Raw genomic sequence first — 23,225 nt, forward strand, 5'->3', positions numbered from 1 at the left:
CCCGGTCGCGGCGCACCTTTTGCGGCCATACGGGGGCCTTGCTCTAGTGGTGGCATGAGCTCTATGCCGCCCTTCGGCTCCTACGGATCCCAGGACCCCTTCTCGGAGATCCTCAACCGCTTCTTCGGGATGTCCCCGGGCTCCGCCCCGCCCCAGGTGCAGCGGGTGCCGATCGGGCGGCTGCTCACGGACTCCGCGCGCGAGCTGATCGGCACCGCCCAGCAGCGGGCGCAGCAGGACGGCAGCGAGGACCTGGACACCGAGCACCTGCTGTGGGCGTGTACGCAGGTGGAGCCGGCGCGTAGCGTGCTGCAGCAGGCGGGCGCCGACCCCGGGCAGCTCGGCGCGGCCATCGAGCGGGTGCTGCCGGGGGAGGGCTCGTCGGCGTCGTCGGAGCCGGGCCTCACCCCCGCCGCGAAGCGGGTGCTGATCGCCGCGCATGCCCGGTCGCAGGCGGCCGGGGTGTCGTACATCGGGCCCGAGCACATCCTCGGCGCGCTCCTGGACGACCCGGCTTCGGGCGCGGGGCGGCTGCTGGAGGCGTACGGAACCGATCCCGCGAAGCTCTCCAAGGCCACGGACAAGGCCTCGCGGGCGGAAGGCGTGCCCGCGGCCAAGGACGACAGCGAGACGCCGACGCTGGACGAGTACGGCCGTGACCTCACCGAGGAGGCCAGGTCCGGGAAGCTCGACCCGGTCGTCGGGCGGGCCGAGGAGATCGAGCAGACCGTCGAGATTCTGTCGCGGCGGTCCAAGAACAACCCCGTGCTGATCGGGGAGCCCGGAGTCGGCAAGACCGCCATCGTCGAAGGGCTCGCCCAGCGCATCATCGCCGGTGAGGTGCCCAAGTCGCTCGAAGGCAAGCGGGTCATCGGGCTCGATCTCGCGGGTCTTGTCGCCGGGTCGAAGTACCGCGGCGAGTTCGAGGAGCGGCTGAAGAACGTCATCGATGAGGTCAAGGCCGCCGAGGACACCGTCCTCTTCATCGACGAGCTGCACACCGTCGTCGGCGCCGGCAGCAGCGGCGAGGGCGCCATGGACGCGGGCAACATGCTCAAGCCCGCCCTCGCCCGCGGCGAACTGCACGTCGTCGGCGCCACGACCATCGACGAATACCGCAAGCACATCGAGAAGGACCCCGCCCTGGAGCGCCGCTTCCAGCCGGTCATGGTCCCGGAGCCGAGCGTCGAGGAGACCATCCAGATCCTGGAGGGGCTGCGGGACGCGTACGAGGCGCACCACCAGGTCCGCTTCGCCGACGAGGCGCTCACCGCGGCCGCCGAGCTGTCGGACCGCTATGTCTCGGACCGCTTCCTGCCCGACAAGGCCATCGACCTGATCGACCAGGCGGGTGCGCGGGTGCGGTTGAAGTCGCTCGGCAAGTCCAGCGAGGTCACCGACCGCGAGGACAAGGTCGCCAAGCTGACGCGGGAGAAGGACGAGGCGGTCGCCGCCGAGGACTACGCGAAGGCGAGCGAGCTCAAGCGGCAGATCGCCGACGCCGAGGCCGAGCTGGCCGGGGTGGAGGAGCGGCGCGAGGGCGTGATGGCGGTGACCGCGGGCGATATCGCGGAGATCCTGTCGCGGCGTACGGGCATCCCCGTGGCCCAGCTGACCGCCAGCGAGAAGGACAAGCTGCTGAAGCTGGAGGACGCCCTGCACAGCCGGGTGGTGGGGCAGGAGGAGGCGGTGACGGCGGTCTCGGAGGCGGTCCGGCGGGGGCGGGCCGGGATGGGCGATCCGAATCGGCCGGTCGGTTCTTTTCTCTTCCTCGGGCCGACCGGCGTCGGCAAGACCGAGCTGGCGAAGGCCCTCGCGGAGCTGCTCTTCGGTGACGAGAACCGGATGATCCGCTTCGACATGAGCGAGTTCCAGGAGAAGCACACGGTGTCGCGGCTGATCGGGGCGCCGCCCGGATATGTGGGCCATGAGGAGGCCGGGCAGCTGACGGAGAAGGTGCGGCGGCAGCCGTACAGCGTGCTGCTCTTCGATGAGGTGGAGAAGGCGCATCCGGATGTCTTCTCGGCGCTGCTGCAGGTCCTGGACGACGGGCGGCTGACCGATGCCCAGGGCCGTACGGTCGATTTCCGGAACACCGTCGTGATCATGACGTCGAATATCGGCGCGCAGCGGATCCTTGCCCACCACGGGGATGTCAGTGAGATCAAGGACGACCTGATGGAGGACCTGCGCGGGCGCTTCCTCCCTGAATTCCTCAACCGCATCGACGAGATCATCATCTTCCACGGCCTCGGGGAGGGCGAGTTGTCGACCATCATCAATCTGCTGCTGGAGAAGAGCCGCCGCCGCGTACGGGCCCAGGGCATGGAGCTGGAGGTCACCGAGGCCGCGAAGAAGCGCCTGGTCGCGCTCGGGCACCAGCCCGAGTTCGGCGCCCGCCCGCTGCGCCGCACGCTGCAGACGGAGCTGGACAACCGGATCGCGTCCATCCTGCTCGGCGGCGAGGCGGAGCCGGGGGACACGATCGTGGCCGACATCGTCGACAACGAGTTGCGGCTGTCCGTACGGCACGAGGAGGCCTCGACCCTCGACGAGGAGCTCCCCGAAGCGGCCTGAGCCCTCAGCTCGTCCGCTTCAGAAAGTCCGCCAGCACCGGCCCCGCGTCCTTCCCGCCCGACCCGCCGTCCTCGATCAGCACCGCGAACGCCAGATCCTGGTCGCCCAGGAAGCCGATCATCCAGGCATGCGTCTTCGGCGGCTTCGCCGTACCGAACTCGGCGGTGCCGGACTTCGCGTGCGGCTGCCCCGGCAGCCCTTTCAGCGCCCACCCCGACCCGTCGGTGACGACCTTGCGCATCAGCGTGCGCAGCTCGTCCGCCCGCTTGCCGTCCAGGTTCGCGGGCGCCTGATAGCGCTTCTTCGCCGCGTCCGGTACGAGCACGGGCTGATGGAAGCCGCCCTCCTTGACCGTGGCCGCCACCGACGCCATCACCAGCGGGCTCGCCTCCACCCGCCCCTGGCCGATCATCGACGCCGCCTTCTCGTTCTCGCTCTTCGGCGCCGGCACGCTGCCGTCGAAGGTGGTCGCGCCGACCTGCCATTCGCCGCCGATGCCGAAGGCCTTCGCCGCGTCGGTGAGGCTGCCGTCGCCGAGCTTGTCGCGCAGGCCGATGAAGGCCGTATTGCAGGACTTGGCGAAGGACTGCTCGAAGGTGGTGCCCTTGGGCAGGTCGAACTCGTCCTGGTTCTCGAACCGCTGCCCGGCTACCCGCTCGTACTTCGGGCAGTCCACCCGCGTGCCGCCGCGCACGCCCTTGTCGAGCAGCGCGGCCGTCGTCACCACCTTGAAGGTCGAGCCCGGCGGATAGCGCCCGCTCAGCGCGCGCTCCGCCCCGGAGTTGTCGGCGACGGCGAGGATCCGCCCGTCGGTCGGCCGCACCGCCACCAGCGACGCGCTCTTCTTGACCTTCCCCACCGCGCCCTCCGCGGCCGCCTGCAGCGCGGGGTCGATGGTCGTCCGTACCGGCTTCCCGTGGCCCGCCGCCCGCTTGGCGAGCGTCCGCTTCGGCTGCCCGGTGTCGCGGTCGGCGATGACCACCTGGGCGGCAGGGGCGGCGCGCAGCTGCTTGTCATAGCGGGCCTGCAGCCCGGAGGCGCCCTTGTCGCTGCCGGGCGTCACCGAGCCGACGAGTGCGCGGGCGCGGTACGCGACGGGCTGCTTGGCGTCGCGGAACTGCAGCCCGGAGATGTCGAGCAGCCTGCCCTTCGCCTTCTGGTACGCGGCGTCGCGCAGCGTCACGACAGGGATGGACCGGTCCGGGTTCTTCTCCTTGCCCGCCTTCACCCGCTTCTTCAGCTCCGGGATGTCGATCCCGGCGTCCAGGTCGTCCAGCGCCTCGTACGCCTCGTCGGGGTCGCTGAGCCGCGCGGGCCAGATGCCGACCTCCCACACCTTCCCGTCCGCCGCCAGCGGCGCCCCGCCGGAGCCGAGGATCGGCGCCCGCTCGGCCCGCTTCTTGCTGAGCACGAGCGTCTGATGCGCCTTGAGCTTCGGATGCAGCAGCCGCGGCTCCCAGCGCACCCGCCAGCCGTCCCCGCGCGGCTCGGCGACGGCCTCGCCCGCGTACTCCCACGGCCCGATCGTGTCGAGCTCCAGATCGGCGCGGTACGGCACCGCCACCGCCCCGCCCTTCAGCTCGCGGGCGTCCCCGGACAGCTCGAACTCCGCCTTCTCGGGCGCCAGATTGCGGCGTACGGACTCCAGGAGATCGGCCGCGGCCTTGGGATTGTCGGTGCGCCGGGCGGCCTGTGCGTCCTTCTTGTCGCCCCAGGCGTCGAGGAAGGCCCGCACCTCGTCCCGGGCGCCCTTGTGATCCTCACCGCCGGTGAAGAGCAGGACGGCACCCGTCCCGGCACCCACCAGCACAAGTGCGAGGACGATCACGACCCACCGGGGCAAACGCATAGCTCCGCAGCGTAGTTGACCACGGTTACAGCAACCCGGCGAACTCCAGCAAAAGCTCCCCGCTCCGCCGGTCCCCGTCCGCGAGCGCCGCCACGCCTGTGGACACACACCGGAACAGGGTCCACGCCCGCAGCCGCTCCCGGTCCACCTCCAGCAGATCGGACAGCCGCCCGATCCGCCGCCGCGTCGCGGCCGCCGCGCCAGGGGACCCGATCAGGGTGTCGAGGCGGTCGCGGACCAGCCACGCCAGGTCGTACGCCCGCTCGCCCACCACCGGCTGCGGATCGATGGCCAGCCACGGCGCCCGCTCACCGGCCAGCACCTGCCCCTGGTGATAGTCCCCGTGCAGCAGCGATACGGGCCCGGCCACCGCCTCGCCGTCCGAGGCGAGCAGGTCGGCGCGGGCCGCCAGCGCCTCGTCGATGAGGGCCGCGGCGACGATCGCGTACGGATTGTCGCGCCGGGCTTCCAGCGACTCCGCCTGGACGTCCGTATACGCGCCCACCGTCGGGAAGCCGTCGTCCTCCGGCGAGGGCTCCAGCCACAGCCGCTGCAGCGTATTCGCCGCCTCCAGCATCGCCTTGGCCTCCGGCAGCGACCGCAGGCTCACATCCGGCCGCAGCCGCTCCAGCAGCAGCACGCCGTCCTCGGGCGCCGCCCGCAGCAGCTGCACCGCCGCGCGGCCGTCCCAGCGGGCGAGGGCGGCGGGCTCCTGCTCGTGCCCGGCGCCGGGCCTGGCGAGCTTCAGCGCCGCGGGCTCGCCGCCGGCCTGCCGCACCAGCACCACCAGCGAGCTGCGGCCGCCGGGCGCCTGCACCCGCTCCGGGGTGAGCTCCCAGCGCTGGAGGTACGCGGACGCCAGCTCCGGCAGCCCGCTGAGCCACTCCTGCGCGGCCGCGGCGCCGGGCCCCGCCGCCCCCGCGACGGCGCGCTCGAGCCGCTGCGGTGGCTGCAGACCGGGCGTCGGGCGCCCTGCGGATGCCATGGACGACACTTCCTTACGATCCCGCCGTTTGTGCTGGTCAGCGTGCTGGTGCCGGCGATCACACCGGGCCCGTACCGGGTTCGGTACCCGGATCAGTGCCTGGCTGCGACTCGGACCCGCTCGGGTCGTACTCGGAGCCCTCGTCGGTACCCGATCCTGACCCGCCGTCGCTCCCGGCCCCCTCCCGCGAACCGCGCGAGGGCTCCGCCGTGGCGCCGTGTGCCCGTTCGGCCAGACCCGGGAAGGCTACGCCCGTCCCGCGCCAGCGCACCGCCCGGACCGCCGCTTCGCGCAGCGCCGCGGCCGCATCCGTACGCACCTTGCCCTCGCCGGCCCGCACCAGATCGGCGTAGACCCCGGCAAGACGGTCCTCCAGCTGGGCGGCGAGCCGCACCGCGGCCGCGGAGTCGGGCACCGCGAACGGCAGCGCGTACGCCGCCGCGGAGGGCTTCGGGGCGCCGCCGAGGTCGCGTACGACCCGGGCCATCGCGTCGCGGCGCGCGCGGTGCGCGTCGTAGGCGGTGTCGGCCTCCTGGCGCCGGCCGGCGTCGATCCGGGCGCCGACGACGCCGTACCCGTACACCGCGGCGTGCTCCCCGCGCAGCGCGGCCTCCGCCGCATCGCGTGCCGTCAGCTCGTCGTCGCTCACGCGTCCACCTCCGCCAGCAGGTATGCGTGCCCCGCGCCCGCCGCGGCCACGGCGGCCAGCAGCCGGGCCAGCTCGCCGGGGGCGCCGGAGAGGGCCTCGGTGTGAGTGTCGGCGGTGCGCCGCTCGGCCTCGACCAGGCGGGCGAGGGCCTGCTTGGGATCGTCGGGTACGGGCGGCGCCTCGGGCGCTTTCGGCGCCTTGGACGTCGATGTCGACGGCTTGGGAGACGGGGACGTCTTGCCGGGGTCGCGCCTGCCGCTGAACGCCGTCACATGCGACGCCACATCGTTACGCAGCGGCATGAGCGGCTCGGCCAGGTCCGGGTGCGCGGCGACCGTCGCGTCGTAGCGCCGCATCAGCTCGCCGGACGCCCGCGCGGCCTGCCGCCGCATCCGCAGCTCCTCGGAAGGACTGGGCGCATCCTCGCCCTCACCGGCCGTCGAACAGCCCGTGACCCCGACCGCGCCCGCGGCCAGCGCGGCCTTGAGAACGCTCCTGCGGGGGGAAACCTTGATCAGCACGACCCGAGCGTACCTGTGGGCGCCGCCCAGGTCGTGGAGCGGATACCCTTTGACAGGACACGCACCCTGCGGCACCAAAGCCGCACACCGCCCACGACAACAGCACACGCGGCCGAGGAGTCACCCGGATGAGCACCACCCAGAGCGAGAGGCTGCGCGAACTGCTTGAACCGCTCGTGCACGAGCGCTCCCTCGATCTAGAGGAGATCGAGGTGACACCCGCCGGCAAGCGCCGGGTCCTGCGCGTCGTGGTCGACTCCGACGACGGGGTGGAGCTGGACGCCTGCGCCGAGCTGAGCCGGGCGATCTCCGAGGTGCTGGACGCGAAGGAGCCGCTGGGCGACCAGCCCTACGTGCTCGAGGTGACGTCGCCAGGAGCCGAGCGGCCGCTCACCGAGCTCCGCCACTACCGCCGGGCCGTTGGCCGGCTGGTCAAGCTGCAGCTGGAGGCGGGCGAGGAGCTGGTGGCCCGTATCACCGCGGTGGACGAGGACGGTCTCGACCTGGAGATCCCCGGCGTGAAGGGGCGCAAGCCCAAGGCCCGCCGGGTGGGTTTCGACGAGATCGCGAAGGCGCGTGTCGAGCTGGAGTTCAACCGCAAGTCCCCGAAGGACACCGAGGAAGAAGGGGCGTAGCCGTGGACATCGACATGAGCGCGCTGCGCGGTCTGGTGCGGGAGAAGGAGATCTCCTTCGACCTGCTCGTCGAGGCCATCGAGTCCGCGCTGCTGATCGCCTACCACCGCACGGAAGGCAGCCGCCAGCAGGCGCGGGTGGAGCTGAACCGCGACACGGGTCACGTGACCGTGTGGGCGAAGGAGGACGCGGACGACCTGGAGGAGGGGCAGGAGGCCCAGGCGTTCGACGACACCCCGTCGGGCTTCGGCCGGATCGCCGCGACGACCGCGAAGCAGGTCATCCTGCAGCGGCTGCGGGACGCCGAGGAGGAGGTCACCTTCGGCGAGTACGCGGGCCGCGAGGGCGACGTCGTCATGGGCGTCGTCCAGCAGGGCAAGGACCCGAACAACGTCCTCGTCGACATCGGCAAGCTGGAGGCCATCCTGCCGGTGCAGGAGCAGGTGCCGGAGGAGGACTACAAGCACGGGACGCGGATCCGCACCTATGTGGTGCGGGTGGCGAAGGGTGTGCGGGGTCCGTCGGTGACGCTGTCGCGGACGCATCCCAATCTGGTGAAGAAGCTCTTCGCGCTTGAGGTGCCGGAGATCGCGGACGGGTCCGTGGAGATCGCGGCGATCGCGCGGGAGGCCGGGCACCGTACGAAGATCGCGGTGCGGTCGACGCGGTCGGGGCTGAACGCGAAGGGCGCGTGCATCGGGCCGATGGGCGGCCGGGTGCGGAATGTGATGGCGGAGCTGGGCGGCGAGAAGATCGACATCGTCGACTGGTCGGACGACCCGGCGGACCTTGTCGCTAACGCGCTGTCCCCGGCGCGGGTGAGCAAGGTCGAGGTGGTGGACCTGGCGGCGCGCTCGGCGCGAGTGACGGTGCCGGACTACCAGCTGTCGCTGGCGATCGGCAAGGAAGGCCAGAACGCGAGGCTCGCGGCGCGGCTGACGGGGTGGCGGATCGACATCCGCCCCGACACGGAGCAGCCTGCCGGCTGATCGACCCACCCGCCCGCCCGTTGCTGTGTGCGGTGACGGCGGAGCCGTCCGGGGTGCGGGGGCGGGACGGGGCCGTCCGGGTCGTGGGGCGGGCGCGGGGCGGGGGTACGTCCTCACGCGGCACCGACATCTTTGGCTGGCGCGTGCTGCTCATCCCCGCGCTGCGGGCGCACCCCCGCCCCGCGCCCTCGTTACGCACCCGGGTGCGGTCCCCCGCGACTCGCCCCGCGCCCTCGTGGCGCACGGGTACGGTCGGCCGCGTCCTAGCGCCGTCGTGGTGCAGCCACGGTCGGCCGTGTCCTGCTCGCGGCAGCAGGGCGCCGGGCTGTGCCCGCCCGTCCCACCCCTGTCGCACCGAGCAACGGGCGGGTGGGTGGGGCCCAAAAAACCCCGGGCGCGGCCGCGGCCGCCCCCGTAGAGTCCAAGACAACGGTTCGATCACTGCCCCAATGGGGTGAGCCCGCACCGGGGAGGTAGACTTAACATCGTGTCTGGCCGGACGCACGCCCGGGCGTGCCCAGAGCGCACCTGCGTGGGCTGCCGGGAGCGAGCGGCCAAGAGCGATCTGCTGCGTGTGGTGGTGGTCGGGGACGAAGTCGTCCCTGACGATCGCGGTACGCTGCCCGGCCGGGGTGCCTATCTGCACCCCGCAAAGGCATGCCTCGACCTGGCGGTCCGCCGCCGGGCGTTCACCCGGGCCTTCCGTGGCCGGGGGCCGCTCGGTACTGACGGGCTGACCGAGCACGTAGGCAGGCAGCAGCAGGAGAAGCAAGACCGTTAACAGCCGGACGGATCCCCGTCCGGTGAGGTACCTCGCGAGTCGGAAGTAGGTCGAGATTGCGATGAGCACTCGATGAGTACGCGATGAGTACGCGCATGCATAAGTAGCGACGGTCCGGCGGACACCACCCGGACCAGAAGGAGCAAAGTGGCTAAGGTCCGGGTATACGAGCTCGCCAAGGAGTTCGGAGTTGAGAGCAAGGTCGTCATGGCCAAGCTCAACGAACTTGGCGAATTCGTCCGTTCGGCGTCCTCGACCATCGAGGCGCCGGTAGTACGCAAGCTGACCGATGCTTTCCAGACGGGCAATGGCGCCGGTGGCGCCAAGCCCGCGGGGAAGCCGGCGGCAAAGACGAAGGCAGCGCCCGGCGGCGCCAAGCCCGCCGCGCCCGCGCCGGCGGCCCCCAAGCCGCCCGCCGAGGAGCCTTCGGCCGAGAAGAAGGCGGCTCCGAAGCCGCCGGCCGCCGAGGGCGGTCCCGTAACGCCCGCCGCGCCGAGCGCCCCCGCGCCCGGCCCGCGTCCGGGCCCCAAGGCAGCACCGAAGCCGGCGCCCGCCGCGCCGGCCTCCCCGGAGTTCACCGCCCCGCCGGCGGCCCCGGCCGCTTCCGGCCAGGCGGGCCCTAAGCCCGGCAGCCAGGCGCCGCGGCCGAGCGGCCAGCAGGGCCAGCGCCCCGCCGCCCGCCCCGGTCAGGGCGAGCGCGGCCAGGGCGAGCGCGGTCAAGGCGGCGCCCCGCGCCCCGGCGCGCCGCGTCCCGGTGGTCAGGCTCCGCGTCCGGGCGGCCGTCCGGCCGGTCCGCGTCCGGGCAACAACCCCTTCACTTCCGGCGGCTCCACCGGCATGGCGCGCCCGCAGGCGCCCCGTCCCGGCGGCGGCGCCCGTCCCGCCCCCGGTGCTCCTGGTGAGCGCCAGGGTGGCGGCGGCCCGCGTCCGCAGGGTCAGGGCGGCGGCCGTCCGAGCCCGGGCGGCATGCCCCGGCCGCAGGGCGGTCAGGGCGGCGGCCAGGGTGCGGCAGGTCCGCGTCCCGGCGGCCCGCGTCCGAACCCCGGCATGATGCCGCAGCGTCCCGCGCCCAGCCCGCGTCCGGGCGGTGGCCCGGGTGGCGGCCGTGGCGGTCCCGGCGGCGGGCGTGGTCCCGGCGGCGGTGGCCGTCCGGGCGGCGCCGGTGGCGGCGGTCGTCCCGGTGGCGGCGGCGGCTTCGCCGGTCGTCCCGGCGGCGGTGGCGGCGGCGGTGCCCCGGGTCGTCCCGGTGGTGGCGGCGGCTTCGGCGGCCGTCCCGGCTTCGGCGGTCGTCCCGGTGGTCCGGGTGGCCGTGGCGGTACGCAGGGTGCCTTCGGGCGTCCCGGCGGTCCCGCGCGTCGTGGCCGTAAGAGCAAGCGCCAGAGGCGTCAGGAGTACGAGCAGATGCAGGCGCCGTCCATCGGCGGCGTGATGCTTCCGCGCGGCAAGGGCGAGACCGTGCGTCTCTCCCGTGGCGCGTCGCTCACCGACTTCGCAGAGAAGATCAACGCCAACCCGGCGTCGCTGGTCCAGGTGATGTTCAACCTGGGCGAGATGGTCACCGCCACGCAGTCTGTCTCCGACGAAACCCTTGCCCTCCTCGGCGAAGAGATGAACTACACGGTTCAGATCGTCAGCCCGGAGGAGGAGGACCGCGAGCTGCTCGAGTCCTTCAAGATCGAGTTCGGTGAGAACGAGGGCGGCGAGGAAGAGCTGACCGCCCGGCCGCCGGTAGTGACCGTCATGGGTCACGTCGACCACGGTAAGACGCGCCTTCTGGACGCGATCCGGAAGACCAACGTCATCGAGGGTGAGGCCGGCGGCATCACCCAGCACATCGGCGCCTACCAGGCGGCGACCGAGGTCAACGGCGAAGAGCGGAAGATCACCTTCATCGACACCCCGGGTCACGAGGCGTTCACCGCCATGCGTGCCCGCGGTGCGAAGTCCACCGACATCGCGATCCTCGTGGTGGCGGCGAACGACGGTGTGATGCCGCAGACGATCGAGGCGCTGAACCACGCCAAGGCGGCCGAGGTGCCGATCGTGGTCGCGGTCAACAAGATCGACGTCGAGGGTGCGGACCCGACCAAGGTCCGCGGCCAGCTGACCGAGTACGGGCTGATCGCCGAGGAGTACGGCGGCGACACCATGTTCGTCGACATCTCCGCCAAGCAGGGTCTGCACATCGACTCCCTGCTGGAGGCCGTCGTCCTCACCGCCGACGCGTCGCTCGACCTGCGCGCCAACCCGCACCAGAACGCCGAGGGCATCTCCATCGAGGCGCACCTCGACCGCGGCCGCGGCGCCGTGGCGACCGTCCTGGTCCAGCGAGGCACGCTGAAGGTCGGCGACACGATGGTGGTCGGCGACGCCCACGGCCGTGTCCGCGCGATGCTCGACGACAAGGGCAACAACCTGGAGGAGGCCGGTCCTTCGACGCCTGCTCTGGTGCTTGGTCTGACCAACGTCCCGGGCGCCGGCGACAACTTCCTGGTGGTCGACGAGGACCGTACGGCCCGTCAGATCGCCGAGAAGCGCGCCGCCCGCGAGCGGAACGCGGCCTTCGCCAAGCGCACGCGTCGCGTCTCCCTGGAGGACCTGGACAAGGTGCTCAAGGCCGGCGAGGTGCAGCAGCTCAACCTCATCATCAAGGGCGACGCGTCCGGTTCGGTCGAAGCGCTCGAGTCCTCGCTCATGCAGCTGGACGTCGGTGAAGAGGTCGACCTGCGCGTCCTGCACCGCGGCGTGGGTGCGGTCACCGAGACCGACATCGACCTGGCGACGGGTTCCGACGCCATCGTCATCGGCTTCAACGTCCGCGCCGAAGGCCGCGCGACGCAGATGGCCGAGCGCGAGGGTGTCGACGTCCGCTACTACTCGGTGATCTACCAGGTAATCGAGGAGATCGAGGCGGCCCTGAAGGGCATGCTGAAGCCGGAGTACGAGGAGGTCGAGCTCGGCACCGCGGAGATCCGCGAGATCTTCCGCTCGTCCAAGCTCGGCAACATCGCCGGTGTCCTCGTCCGCTCGGGCGAGGTCAAGCGGAACTCCAAGGCCCGGATCGTCCGCGACGGCAAGGTGGTGGCGGAGAACCTCACCATCACCGGCCTGCGCCGCTTCAAGGACGACGTCACCGAGATTCGCGACGGTTTCGAGGGTGGTATCAACCTCGGAAACTTCAACGACATCAAGATCGACGATGTCATCGCGACGTACGAGATGCGGGAGAAGCCGCGCGGCTGACCCTGCCGGCTGATCGGGCCGGGCTCCGGGCATACGTCCCGGGGTCCGGCCCCACTCCTCTTGTTTTGCTGCCCCTATCCCGCACCGGCGGGTCATCCGGACTCATTTGTTCACAGGCACCTTGTCCTGCGACCTCCTCCTCGGCGACGTACGGTCGCTGAAGGAGAAGCGATCCGTCGTCCGCCCGATCGTCGCCGAGCTGCACCGCAAGTACGCGGTCAGCGTCGCCGAGGTCGGCGACCAGGACCTCTACCGCCGGGCCGAGATCGGCCTGGCGGTGGTCTCCGGGGACGTCGGGCACCTCACCGATGTGCTGGACCACTGCGAGCGGCTGCTCGCGGGGCGTCCGGAGGTGGAGCTGCTGTCCGTACGGCGGCGGCTGCACAACGACGAAGACGACTAAAAGAAGCACAGCGCGCGACACAAGGAGACCACCGTGGCCGACAACCCCAGGGCGAAGAGGCTCGCCGACCTCATCCGCGAGGTGGTCGCCGAGAAGCTGATGCGCGGGATCAAGGACCCGCGGCTCGGCAGTCGCGTGACCATCACCGACACCCGTGTCACGGGCGACCTGCGCGAGGCGACGGTCTTCTACACCGTGTACGGCGACGACGAGGAGCGCGCGGCCGCCGCCGCGGGCCTGGAGAGCGCCAAGGGCGTGCTCCGCTCCGCGGTCGGCGCGGCGGCCGGGGTGAAGCACACCCCGTCGCTGGAGTTCGTGGCGGACGCGGTCCCGGAGAACGCCAAGTCCATCGACGACGCCCTCGCACGGGCCCGCGCGAAGGACGAGCAGGTACGCTCCGCCTCCACCGGCGCCCAGTATGCCGGCGACGCGGACCCGTACAAGAAGGACGACGAGGACGCCGAAGCGTAATGGCAGAGCGGCGCAAAGGACCCGACGGTCTTGTCATCGTGGACAAGCCGTCGGGTCTTACTTCGCATGATGTGGTCGGGCGGCTGCGCCGGCTGGCGCGGACCCGGCGGGTGGGGCACGCGGGGACGTTGGACCCCATGGCCACGGGGGTGCTCGTGGTCGGGGTGGAGAAGGCGACCCGGCTGCTCGGGCATCTCGCGCTCACCGAGAAGGAGTACGCGGCGACCATCCGGCTCGGGCAGACGACCGTGACCGATGACGCCGAGGGCGATGTCGTCGAGTCGGCGGGCTGCTCGGACCTGCCGCCCGGCGCGGTGGACGCGGAGATCGCGGAGCTGACCGGGGACATCATGCAGGTCCCGTCGAAGGTCAGCGCGATCAAGATCGACGGCAAGCGCGCGTACAAGCGGGTGCTGGAGGGGGAGGACGTCGAGTTGCCGGCCCGGCCGGTGACCGTGTACTCCTTCGCGCTGCACGAGACGCGCGAGGCGCAGGCCGCGGACGGCACCCCCGTGACCGATCTCGACGTCACCGTCGAGTGCTCCTCCGGTACGTACATCCGCGCCCTCGCCCGCGACCTCGGCACCGCGCTCGGCGTCGGCGGGCACCTCACCGCGCTGCGGCGGACCCGGGTCGGCCCGTACGACCTCGAAGGGGCGCACACGCTGGCGCAGTTGGAGGAGGCCGCCGAGCTGGGCGAGCTGCCCGTGCTGCCGCTGGCCGACGCCGCAGCCGCCGCCTTCCCGCGGTGGGACGTGGACCCGGAGCAGGCCCGGCTGCTGTCGCACGGCGTGCGCATCGCCTGGCCGGCGGGGCTGGAGAGCGACGGCCCGGTGGCCGCCTTCGGCCCGGACGGCGCGCTGCTCGCGCTGCTGGAGCGCCAGGGCGAAAAGGTGAAGAGCCTGGCGGTTTTCGCATAGCCGTTGCCCGGCTTTGAAACCCCCAACCCAGCGCGCGGTAGCCCGTTGGAGTGATACGGGGGCGCACCGCTCCAAACGTCGTTTCTTGGCGTGCGCCCGGGGCTAGCCATGCCCTGGGCGAACGGAGGGCAGCTGGATGGGCGATGGCACGGTCGTGCGGATTCGTGACCTCGCCGGGCGGCCGCGGGGCGTCGCCTTCGCCGTCGACGACCGGGGCACGCTGCTCACTTCGCACGAGGCCGTGGACGGGCTCGCCTGCCTGGTGCTGCACCCGGCGGGGGCCGAGCAGACCTGGCTGGTCGACGCCGACGCGGTGACCGAGCTGCCGGAGGCGGGGCTCGCGCTGGTGCGGGCCGGGCAGCCGGTGGCCGAGCCGTTCGTGGTGGGTGCACACCCCGTGGCCGTGGAGGGGACGGCCGTACGGGTGCACCTGCCGCGGGGCACGCTCGACGGCGAGGTGGTGGGTGCGGGGGCCGCCACCTACACCGCCACCGACGCCTTCCACCTGCTGGAGCCCGCGCTGGCGCTCACGCTGCCGCCCGATGAGGAGCTCGGACACTGCGGGCATCCGGCGGGGGCGCCGGTGGTGGACGCCCGTACCGGAGCGGTCGTCGGGGTGCTCGGGGCGGCGCTGCACGCGGGGCGGAGCGGGGTGTCGTTCGCGGTGCCGCCGCGGGCCGCCGTGACGATGCCGGCGCTGGTCGCGAGCGGGCGGGCCGAGGCGCTGCGGGAGGCGCTGGCGGCGAACGGGGCGGCGGTCGCGGCGTACGGCGGCGATCTCAATCTCGCCGGAGTGCTGCGGCTGGGGCGGGAGTCGGTGGCGCGGGCCTCGCGGACGGCCGCGCGCGGGGTGCGGCGGGAGCGGGTGACGGACGCCTTCGACGGCTTTGCCGGGGCGGCCGGGCAGGTGATGGGGGTCGTCGGCGAGCCCGGTACGGGGCGTACGCATGAGCTCGCGGCGCTGGGCCGGGAGCAGCAGCCCGCGGTGTGGGTGCGGGGGGCCGAGCTGCGGGTGGCGGACGGGGGGCTGCGGGAGGCGGTGGAGCGGGAGTTCGCGGCGAGCGCGGTGGAGGTCGTGGGGGCGGGAGCGGAGGCCGGCGCCGGCTTCGGCGTGCGCTTGAGCGCGGAGGCAGGCGGGTGGCTGGGCGCGGGCGTGAGCGCGGAGGCGGGCGCGGGCCAGGGCGGGGAGGTGGACGTGGCCGCGGATGCCGGTGCGGATGCGGCCGCCGCCGTGGCCCGGGACGCGGGCCGCCCCCTGCTCGTACTCCTCGACGCCCCTGAGGACATGCCGCCCGTGCTCGCGGATGACCTCGTCGGCTGGGTCGCGGACACGGTGACGTGGCTGCGGGACTATGGGGCCCGGCTGGTCGTGGGGTGCCGGCCGGAGTTCTGGGAGCGGCTCGGGGCGCTCTTTCCGCCGCAGGTACGGCATCAGCTGCCCAGCATCGAGCTCGATGACCTCGACGCCACCGAGGCCGCCGCGCTGCGGCGCCGCTGCGGGGTGCCGGATAGTGCGCTCGCGCCGCGGGACGCGCGGCATCCGCTGGCGATCCGGCTGGCGGGGGAGGTGCGCGCGGCCGTCGGCGGGGAGCCCGAGGGGCGGGCGACCCGGCGGGAGGTCTTCTCCGCCTATCTGGACCTGGTCTGCCTGCGGGTCGCCGAGCGGCTCGCGGCGGAGGGGCGGGCGCCCGATCAGCCGGACTGGCTGCGGCGGCTGGCGGCGCGGGTGGCGGGGCGGGTGCACGAGGCGGCGCGGCGGTGTCTGGGGCCCGGGCAGGGGGCGCTGGAGCGGGAGGACTTCGAGGAGCTGTTCCCCTGGCAGACGGGGTGGGCGCGGGCCGTGCTGGGGGAGGGGCTGCTGGTGCCCGCGGGGGGCGGATACCGGTTCGCCGAGGAGGAGTTCGCCGAGTGGCTGCAGGGCGGGCATGTTGATGCGGATGCCGCGCTGCGCGGGCTCGTACACCGCTGGGCAGGGCCCGAGGCGCTGCCGGCCCGCGGCGGGGGCGCGGGCGGCCGGGGGCAGCGGAGCCGGCCCGTGCCCGCGCACCGGATCGGGCCGGTGATCGAGGCGCTGCTCGCGGTCGAGCGGCGCAAGGGGGCGAGCGAGCTGGCGGCGCGGCTCGAAGACCTGGTGCAGGCCGTGGACACCTTCGCGCGGCGGGATCAGGAGGTGCGGGAGGAGTACGGCGAGGACTTCACCGCCGAGCCGGTGGAGCCCGGCGAATGGTGGGCCTCGCGGCTGCTGGCCGGGACGCTCCGGAAGCTGCCGGACGCCGAGGCGTACCTGCCGGTGCTGCGGCTGCTCGCCGAGCGGATCCTGGCGCGGGCGGCGGCCGAGGGCGGGCTGGCCGCGGCGGGGGCGGTGCTGGCGCCGTTCGGGCCGGGGTTCTGGGCGCGGCTGCCCGTCGGGGTGGAGCACCGGCTGGCGCTGCTGCGGCGGCTGGTGCCCGCCGACCCGGCGCGGCCCTCCGCCTTCCTGACCGCGGCCGGGGACCTGCTGCGGGCCGAGCCCGGGGTCGTACAGCCGCTGCTCCTCAAGTGGTTCGACGACGACCGGCAGCTGCCGGGCGCCGAGGGGGCCACTGTCGCCGATGCCGCGCAGGCGCTGCTGCACACCCTGCGCGGGCACGCCGTCGACGACCTCGCGGACGCGCTGCTGGACTGCGGCCACCCGCGCGCCGAGCAGCTCCTCGCCGCCCTGTGCGAGGACGAGACGCCCGCCATGTGCCGGGCCGTGGACCGCTGGTCGCACGACCGGCGTCCGGAGCGGCACACGGCCGCGGCGGCGTACGGGATGAAGACCGCGCCGCACGCCCGCACCGCCGCCGACCGGGAGCTGCTGCGGTACGCCGCGCAGGCGCTGCTCGCGCTGCCGGAGGAGTGGGAGCTGTACGGGCCCGCGCTGGTCATTCTCGTACGGAACAAGGACACCCGCGCCGAATATCTGGCGCACGCCCTCACCCTCTTCGCGGCCGGGGACGTGCGGCTGCCCGCCGCGTCTTTCGTGCCCGCGCTGGCCAGCCACCCGGAGGAGGTGCTGCGGGCCTTCCGGGCGCGGCTGCACGAGCCGGGCCTCGGCGCCGGGGAGGTGCTCGACGCGCTCGCCCGGGTGCGTACCCCGGCGGCGCTCGCGCGGCGGGCGGCGGCGCTGGTACGGGAGTACGCCACCCACCACCCCGAGGGAGCCGGCGCCGTCGCCCGCTACTTCGACCGGCGGCTCGAGGACGGCGCGGCCGCGCGCTCGATCCTGCACCCGCTCGGTGTGGAACTCATCACCACCCACCCGCCGGCCGTCCGCCGCGCGCTCGCGGCCGTCGTCGCCGCGCCCGGCAGCCGGGAGTCGCGGCCGCTGCGGCGGGAGCTGCTCGCCGTGCTGCTGGACCGGGAGCGCGACCCGGGGGTGCTCGACGCGCTGCTGGTGGCCGCGGCCAGCGGCAGCGCGCGGCGGGCCGACTGGCGGACCCGGGACCTGGTGCACCGGCTCGGGCTGCTGGGGGCCTCGGGAGCCTCCGGCGCCTCGGCGGCGGAGGGGGCGGCCGCCTTCGACCTGCGGCTGGTGAGCCTGGCGCGGGAACATCCGGGCTTCGGCCGGCTGCTGCGTTCGTGGCTGGACGAGGCACCGGAGGACTGGTCGGCGGTGATCGGGCCGAGCGCGCAGGTGTCGCTGGGGGCGGAGCCGCGGCAGGCGGGGTGACTGGACCGCGGCACGTGGGCTGACTGGACCCCTGACCGGGCCGCGTGAGCTCCGCCTCTCGGGGCGCTGGTTGGGCCCGGGGCATGGGAGGCTTAGTCCGGCATTGCATGATGGACATGCATCGCGGAACACACGGTCGAGGACGGAGCAGGCGTAGTGCAGCGCTGGCGTGGCTTGGAGGACATCCCCGAGGGGTGGGGGCGCTCGGTCGTCACCATCGGCTCGTTCGACGGCGTGCACCGCGGCCACCAGCTGATCATCGGCCGGGCCGTGGAACGAGCGCGCGAGCTCGGCGTCCCGTCCGTGGTCGTCACCTTCGACCCGCACCCGATGGAGGTCGTACGCCCCGGCAGCCACCCGCCGCTGCTCGCCCCGCACCACTTCCGCGCGGAGCTGATGGCGGACCTGGGCGTGGACGCGCTGCTGATCCTCCCCTTCACGGCGGAGTTCTCGAAGCTGCCGCCGGCCGAGTTCGTGGTGAAGGTCCTGGTCGACAAGCTGAAGGCGAAGCTCGTCGTCGAGGGCCCGAACTTCCGCTTCGGCCACAAGGCGGCGGGCGACGTCGCCTTCCTGGCCGAGCTCGGGGAGACGTATGACTACGAGGTCGAGGTCATCGACCTGTACGTATCCGGCGAGGCGGGCGGCGGCCAGCCTTTCTCGTCCACGCTGACCCGCCGCCTGGTCGCCGAGGGCGACCTGACCGGCGCCATGGAGATCCTCGGCCGCCCGCACCGGGTGGAGGGCGTGGTGGTCCGCGGCGCCCAGCGCGGCCGCGAGCTGGGCTTCCCCACGGCGAACGTGGAGACGCTGCCGCACACCGCGATCCCGGCGGACGGCGTCTACGCGGGCTGGCTCACGGCAAACGGCGAACGCATGCCGGCAGCCATCTCCGTAGGCACGAACCCCCAGTTCGACGGCACCGACCGCACGGTCGAGGCCTACGCCATCGACCGCGTCGACCTCGACCTCTACGGCCTCCACGTGGCCGTCGACTTCCTGGCCTACGTCCGCGGCCAGGAAAAATTCGACGACCTCGAAGGCCTGCTGACCCAAATGCGCGCGGACGTCGACCGCTGCCGCGACCTGACGGCGGCGTACGACCGCGGCTAGCACCCCGCCCGGCTCAGGAGAGGTCGGGGAACGAGTGGTGCTCGTGCGTCACCAGCCAGCGCCCGGCCTCCTTGCGCAGACCGAGGGTGAGCCGCAGTCGCATCTCGGGGCGCTCCGCCAGCTCTTCCGGGGTGCCGCAGCGCAGCAGGGCGTGCGCGAAGGCGACGTCCGCCCCGGCGGTGACGTCCAAGGAGTCGATCTCGAAGACGGCGCCCTGGGCCTGCCAGACAAAGAAGCCCGGCCATACGTCGCGGTAGGCGTCGATGCCGCGCACACCCTCGTACGGCGGCGGCACATCGAACATCACGATGTCCGCCGCATGCCCGTCGAGCACCGCCTCCAGCTCCCCGGCATGCACGGCCGCGGCCCAGCGCTCCACCAAGGCGCGGATCTGCTGCTCGTCGTCGCTCATGACCGCGTCCGCAGCGCGTAATGGCAGGCCACGCCCGGCTCCCGTGCCCCCAGCACCGGCAGGTCCGTGCCCCGGCACGCCTCCGCGACCCCCGCGCGCTCGGCCTCGCCCGAGGCCAGCACCTGGCAGCGGGCGTGGAAGCGGCAGCCGCCTGGGATGCGGGTGGGGTCCGGGGGCTCGCCGGAGAGGATGACCTCGTCGCCTTCTGCCTCCGGGAGTACGGACATCAGGGCCTGGGTGTACGGGTGGCGGGGGGCGGTCAGGACCTCCTCCACCGGGCCCGATTCGACGATGCGGCCGAGGTACATGACCGCGACCCGGTCGGCGATGTTCCAGGCCAGGCCCAGGTCGTGGGTCACCACCAGGGCGGAGAGGCCCAGTTCGTCGCGTAGCTTCAGCAGCAGCGCCAGGATCTCGCCGCGCACCGATGCGTCGAGGGACGCCACCGGCTCGTCCGCGACGATCAGTTCCGGCTGCAGCACCAGGGCGCCGGCGATCACCACGCGCTGGCGCTGGCCGCCGGAGAGTTCGTGCGGGTATTTGAGGAAGAAGCGCTCCGGGGGGCGGAGGCCGGCCCGGGACAGGGCCTCTGCCACCGCCGCCTGTTCGTCGCCCGCGGCCCCGTGGATGCGCAGGCCCTCGGCCACCGCGTCGTAGACGGTGTGGCGGGGGTTCAGTGAGCCGCTCGGGTCCTGCAGGACCAGCTGGACCCGCTTGCGGTACGCCTTCAGCGCCCGGCCGTCGTACGCGAGCGGCGTGCCCTCGTACGTCACCCGCCCCGCCGTCGGCCGGACCAGTCCGAGCAGCGATCGCGCCAGCGTGGTCTTGCCGCAGCCGGACTCGCCGACCAGCGCCACGATCTCGCCGGCGCCGATCGCCAGCTCGACCCCGTCCACCGCCCTCGCCGCAGGCGCCCCGTGCCGCCCCGGAAAGGTGACGTGCAGCGCGGAGGCCGCCAGCAGCGACCCCGTGTCCGTACCAGAAGCCACCGTCGTCATCGCGTCTCCTCCGCATGTGCCGCGCCCTGTTCCGGCACCGCCTCCGCCAGCCCGCCGCCGACATGCACGCACGCCGCCCTGCGGGAGTCGTCGATGGCGCGCAGCGCCTGGTCGTCGGACGCGCACGACTCCAGCGCCACCTCGCAGCGCGGGTGGAAGGTGCAGCCGCCCGGCAGCTTCGCCGGGTCCGGCGGATCCCCGGCGAGGCCGCGCGGCGCCAGCCGCGACGCCGCGTCGCCGACGGACGGGAACGCGGCGGACAGCGCCTTGCTGTACGGGTGCTGCGCGGCCGCGTACACGTCCCGCGCCGGCCCCTCCTCGACCACCCGGCCGGCGTACATCACCGCGAGCCGGTCGCAGGTGTCCGCGAGCACCGCCAGGTCATGGCTGATCATCAGCAGGCTGATGTCCTTCTCCGCGACCAGCTGCTCGATCAGCCGCAGGATCTGCGCCTGGATCATCACGTCGAGCGCGGTGGTCGGCTCGTCCGCCACGATCAGCCGCGGATCGCAGGCCAGCGCCATCGCGATCATCACCCGCTGCCGCTGGCCGCCGGACAGCTCGTGCGGATACGCGGACAGCCGCGACACCGGCAGGCCGACCTGCTCCAGCAGCTCCCCGGCCCGCTTCCGCGCCTCCGCCTGCGACTTGGCCGTGCGGTGCAGCAGCATCGGCTCGGTGATCTGGTCGCCGATGCGGTGCACGGCGTTCAAGGAGTGCATCGCGCCCTGGAAGACGATCGACGCGCCCGCCCAGCGGACCGCGCGCAGCCGGCCCCAGCGCATCGACAGCACGTCCTCGCCGTCGAGGAGGATCTCGCCGGTCATCGTCGCGTTCTTCGGCAGCAGCCGGAGCAGGGCGAGGGCCATCGTCGACTTCCCGCACCCGGACTCGCCCGCGAGGCCGAGCTTCTGCCCGGCGGCCAGCTCCAGCGACACCCCGCGTACGGCAGGGACCGCGGCGTCGCCGGAACCGTACGTGACGTGGAGGTCCCTGACTTCGAGCAGCGTCACTTCGTGACCCCCAGCTTCGGGTTCAGTACGGTCTCCAGCGCCCGCCCGGCGAGCGTGAAGGCGAGGGCGACCGCGGCGATCGCGAGCCCGGGCGGCACCAGATACGACCAGTGGCCCGAGCTCACCGCGCCCGCCTCCCGGGCGTCCTGCAGCATGCCGCCCCAGGACACCACCTGCGGGTCGCCGAGGCCGAGGAACGCCAGGGTGGCCTCGGTGAGGATCGACGTGGAGATGGCGAGGGTGGTCTGGGCGAGGACCAGCGGCATCACGTTCGGCAGGACGTGCCGGGTCGTGATGTGCAGATGACCCGCGCCGAGCGCCTTGGCGCGCTCAATGTACGGGCGGGCCTCGATGGCCAGGGTCTGGGCCCGTACGAGACGAGCCGTCGTCGGCCAGGCGGTGACGCCGATCGCGATGATGATCGTGGTCACCGAGCGGGACATCACCGTGGCCAGCACGATCGCGAGGACGAGCGCCGGCATCACCAGGAACCAGTCCGTGATCCGCATCAGCACGGTCGAGAACCAGCCGCCGAAGTGCCCGGCAACGATCCCGACGACCGTCCCGATCGCCACGCACAGGAACGCGGACAGCAGCCCGACCGTGAGCGAGATCCGGGACCCGTACACGACGAGCCCGAGCACGCTCCGCCCGAACTGGTCGGTGCCGAGCGGGAATTCGCCGCTCGGATCCTCCAGGGCCTTCCCGGGCGCGTCGGTGACGTTGTCCACGTCGCTGCCGACGATCAGCGGCGCGAAGATCGCGACCAGCGCGATGACGAGCAGCGCGGCCAGCCCGAAGACCCCGGCCCGCTGCTTGCGGTACGCGGCCCAGAAGCGGGCGGCGGAGGCGCGGCGGCGGGCGCGGGCGAGGGCGCGGGGCCCCGCGGCGGAGGCGGCGGCTTCGGAGGCGGCGGTCATCGGCCCACCCTCGGGTCGAGCAGCGGATAGAGGATGTCTGCGAGTACGTTCATGAGGATCATCGCGCCCGCGAAGACCACGAACAGGCCCTGGACGAGCGGCAGGTCGGGCACGCTGAGCGCCTGGTAGAAGAGGCTGCCGATGCCCGGCCAGGAGAAGACGGTCTCGACGAGGATCGAGCCGGCGGCGACATGGCCGAGGTTGACGAAGATGAGCGTGACGGTCGGCAGCAGCGCGTTCGGGACCGCGTGCCGGCGGCGTACGAGATCGTCGCGCAGGCCCTTGGCGCGGGCGGTGGTGAGGTAGTCGCTGCCCATCTCGTCCAGCAGCGAGGAGCGCATCACCAGGAGCGTCTGCGCGTACCCGACGGCCACGAGGGTGAGGACGGGCAGCACCATGTGATGCGCCACGTCCACGACGTACGCGATGCCCTCCTTGCCGCCCTCCTCCATGCCGCCGGTCGGGAACAGGCCCGGGATCGGGCCGATGCCCACCGAGAAGACGATGATGAGGAGCAGGCCGAGCCAGAAGCCGGGCACGGACCACAGGGTCAGCGCGACGCCGGTGTTGAGCCGGTCGCCGAGGCCGCCGTGCCGCCAGGCGGCGCGGGTGCCCAGCCACAGGCCGAGCATCGTGTAGAAGATGACGGCGACGCCGGTGAGCAGCAGCGTGTTCGGCACCTTCTCCCAGATCAGCTCGCTGACCGGGGCGTGGAACTGGTACGAGGTCCCGAAGTCTCCGGTGACCGCCTTGCCGCAGTAGTCCGTGAACTGCTGCCACAGCGGCAGGTCGAGGCCGAACTGGTCGCGCAGCGCGGCCAGCTGATCCTCCGATACGGCCCGGCCCTGGGTCATGGACTTCACCGGGTCGCCGGGGATGATCCGGAAGAGGAAGAAGCTGGTCACGAGGACGGCGAAGAGCGAGACGGCGGCGCCGGCCAGCTTCCCCCCGAGATAGGCGAGGTACGCGCGGGCCGCACCCGACCGCCGCTCCTTGGCGGCGGCCGGGGTGGCGACTTTGCCTGCGGTGGCTGTGACTGACATAGGCGAATCAGC

General features: G+C 73.1%; 19 protein-coding genes. 10 read left to right on the forward strand and 9 right to left on the reverse strand.

Translation table 11 applies throughout. The annotated features are described in order from the left end of the window. Positions 1-54: 54 nt before the first annotated feature. Positions 55-2,577 carry an ATP-dependent Clp protease ATP-binding subunit gene (locus tag ACNNMR_RS32755; RefSeq protein WP_419998309.1) on the forward strand — a complete coding sequence of 841 codons (2,523 nt, stop codon included), beginning with the start codon at positions 55-57 and terminating at the stop codon, positions 2,575-2,577. A 4-nt stretch (positions 2,578-2,581) separates the two neighbouring features. Here the strand turns inward: ACNNMR_RS32755 and ACNNMR_RS32760 are convergent, their stop codons facing one another. The 4 genes from ACNNMR_RS32760 to ACNNMR_RS32775 are packed head-to-tail and all read right to left on the reverse strand — an operon-like array spanning position 2,582 to position 6,581. After that, positions 2,582-4,426, reverse strand: a complete 1,845-nt coding sequence (locus ACNNMR_RS32760; RefSeq protein ID WP_419998310.1) for a penicillin-binding transpeptidase domain-containing protein — start codon at positions 4,424-4,426, stop codon at positions 2,582-2,584. Positions 4,427-4,451: 25 nt separating this feature from the next. Next, entirely contained in the window at positions 4,452-5,411 is a 960-nt protein-coding gene (locus ACNNMR_RS32765; protein ID WP_419998311.1) for an aminoglycoside phosphotransferase family protein, read from the reverse strand. Positions 5,412-5,469: 58 nt separating this feature from the next. Then, entirely contained in the window at positions 5,470-6,045 is a 576-nt protein-coding gene (locus ACNNMR_RS32770) for a ferritin-like domain-containing protein (protein WP_420000561.1), read from the reverse strand. A gap of 11 nt (positions 6,046-6,056) precedes the next feature. Next, positions 6,057-6,581 (reverse strand): hypothetical protein, encoded by a 525-nt coding sequence (locus ACNNMR_RS32775; RefSeq protein ID WP_419998312.1) that lies wholly within the window; start codon positions 6,579-6,581, stop codon positions 6,057-6,059. Between the two features lie 128 nt (positions 6,582-6,709). On the opposite strand from ACNNMR_RS32775, the gene rimP reads away from it, so the two are divergent. From rimP to ACNNMR_RS32820, 9 genes are all read left to right on the forward strand, one after another. Next, positions 6,710-7,216, forward strand: a complete 507-nt coding sequence (gene rimP / locus ACNNMR_RS32780) for a ribosome maturation factor RimP (protein ID WP_419998313.1) — start codon at positions 6,710-6,712, stop codon at positions 7,214-7,216. 2 nt (positions 7,217-7,218) lie between these two features. Beyond that, positions 7,219-8,205, forward strand: a complete 987-nt coding sequence (gene nusA / locus ACNNMR_RS32785; RefSeq protein WP_419998314.1) for a transcription termination factor NusA — start codon at positions 7,219-7,221, stop codon at positions 8,203-8,205. 487 nt (positions 8,206-8,692) lie between these two features. Then, positions 8,693-8,986: a YlxR family protein gene (locus tag ACNNMR_RS32790; RefSeq protein WP_419998315.1), complete on the forward strand. Its 294-nt coding sequence runs from the start codon at positions 8,693-8,695 to the stop codon at positions 8,984-8,986. A gap of 147 nt (positions 8,987-9,133) precedes the next feature. Continuing rightward, a complete protein-coding gene (gene infB, locus ACNNMR_RS32795; protein WP_419998316.1) occupies positions 9,134-12,229 on the forward strand; it encodes a translation initiation factor IF-2 in 3,096 nt (1,031 codons plus the stop codon). 106 nt (positions 12,230-12,335) lie between these two features. Beyond that, on the forward strand, positions 12,336-12,632 hold the full coding sequence (locus ACNNMR_RS32800; RefSeq protein ID WP_419998317.1) for a DUF503 domain-containing protein: 297 nt from the start codon (positions 12,336-12,338) through the stop codon (positions 12,630-12,632). Between the two features lie 33 nt (positions 12,633-12,665). After that, complete coding sequence (rbfA, locus tag ACNNMR_RS32805) at positions 12,666-13,103, forward strand: 30S ribosome-binding factor RbfA (protein WP_419998318.1); 438 nt, start codon at positions 12,666-12,668, stop codon at positions 13,101-13,103. Next, complete coding sequence (gene truB / locus ACNNMR_RS32810) at positions 13,103-14,023, forward strand: tRNA pseudouridine(55) synthase TruB (protein ID WP_419998319.1); 921 nt, start codon at positions 13,103-13,105, stop codon at positions 14,021-14,023. The genes rbfA and truB overlap by 1 nt, the downstream gene beginning before the upstream one ends. A gap of 136 nt (positions 14,024-14,159) precedes the next feature. Beyond that, the gene (locus ACNNMR_RS32815; RefSeq protein ID WP_419998320.1) at positions 14,160-17,717 is read left to right on the forward strand and encodes a serine protease; all 3,558 of its coding nucleotides are present in this window, start codon (positions 14,160-14,162) and stop codon (positions 17,715-17,717) included. A gap of 156 nt (positions 17,718-17,873) precedes the next feature. Beyond that, positions 17,874-18,827 (forward strand): bifunctional riboflavin kinase/FAD synthetase, encoded by a 954-nt coding sequence (locus ACNNMR_RS32820; protein ID WP_419998321.1) that lies wholly within the window; start codon positions 17,874-17,876, stop codon positions 18,825-18,827. A gap of 13 nt (positions 18,828-18,840) precedes the next feature. Here the strand turns inward: ACNNMR_RS32820 and ACNNMR_RS32825 are convergent, their stop codons facing one another. From ACNNMR_RS32825 to ACNNMR_RS32845, 5 genes are read right to left on the reverse strand one after another with little or no spacing between them, the layout of a single operon-like run. Continuing rightward, complete coding sequence (locus ACNNMR_RS32825; RefSeq protein ID WP_419998322.1) at positions 18,841-19,239, reverse strand: YybH family protein; 399 nt, start codon at positions 19,237-19,239, stop codon at positions 18,841-18,843. Further along, complete coding sequence (locus ACNNMR_RS32830) at positions 19,236-20,237, reverse strand: ABC transporter ATP-binding protein (RefSeq protein WP_419998323.1); 1,002 nt, start codon at positions 20,235-20,237, stop codon at positions 19,236-19,238. The genes ACNNMR_RS32825 and ACNNMR_RS32830 overlap by 4 nt, the downstream gene beginning before the upstream one ends. Beyond that, entirely contained in the window at positions 20,234-21,250 is a 1,017-nt protein-coding gene (locus ACNNMR_RS32835) for an ABC transporter ATP-binding protein (RefSeq protein ID WP_419998324.1), read from the reverse strand. The genes ACNNMR_RS32830 and ACNNMR_RS32835 overlap by 4 nt, the downstream gene beginning before the upstream one ends. Continuing rightward, on the reverse strand, positions 21,247-22,170 hold the full coding sequence (locus ACNNMR_RS32840) for an ABC transporter permease (protein WP_419998325.1): 924 nt from the start codon (positions 22,168-22,170) through the stop codon (positions 21,247-21,249). The genes ACNNMR_RS32835 and ACNNMR_RS32840 overlap by 4 nt, the downstream gene beginning before the upstream one ends. Then, positions 22,167-23,213: an ABC transporter permease gene (locus ACNNMR_RS32845; RefSeq protein ID WP_419998326.1), complete on the reverse strand. Its 1,047-nt coding sequence runs from the start codon at positions 23,211-23,213 to the stop codon at positions 22,167-22,169. Before ACNNMR_RS32845 ends, ACNNMR_RS32840 begins: the two co-directional genes overlap by 4 nt. Positions 23,214-23,225: the final 12 nt, after the last annotated feature.

Source organism: Streptomyces boninensis, from assembly GCF_048572725.1.
Taxonomy (GTDB): domain Bacteria; phylum Actinomycetota; class Actinomycetes; order Streptomycetales; family Streptomycetaceae; genus Streptomyces; species Streptomyces boninensis.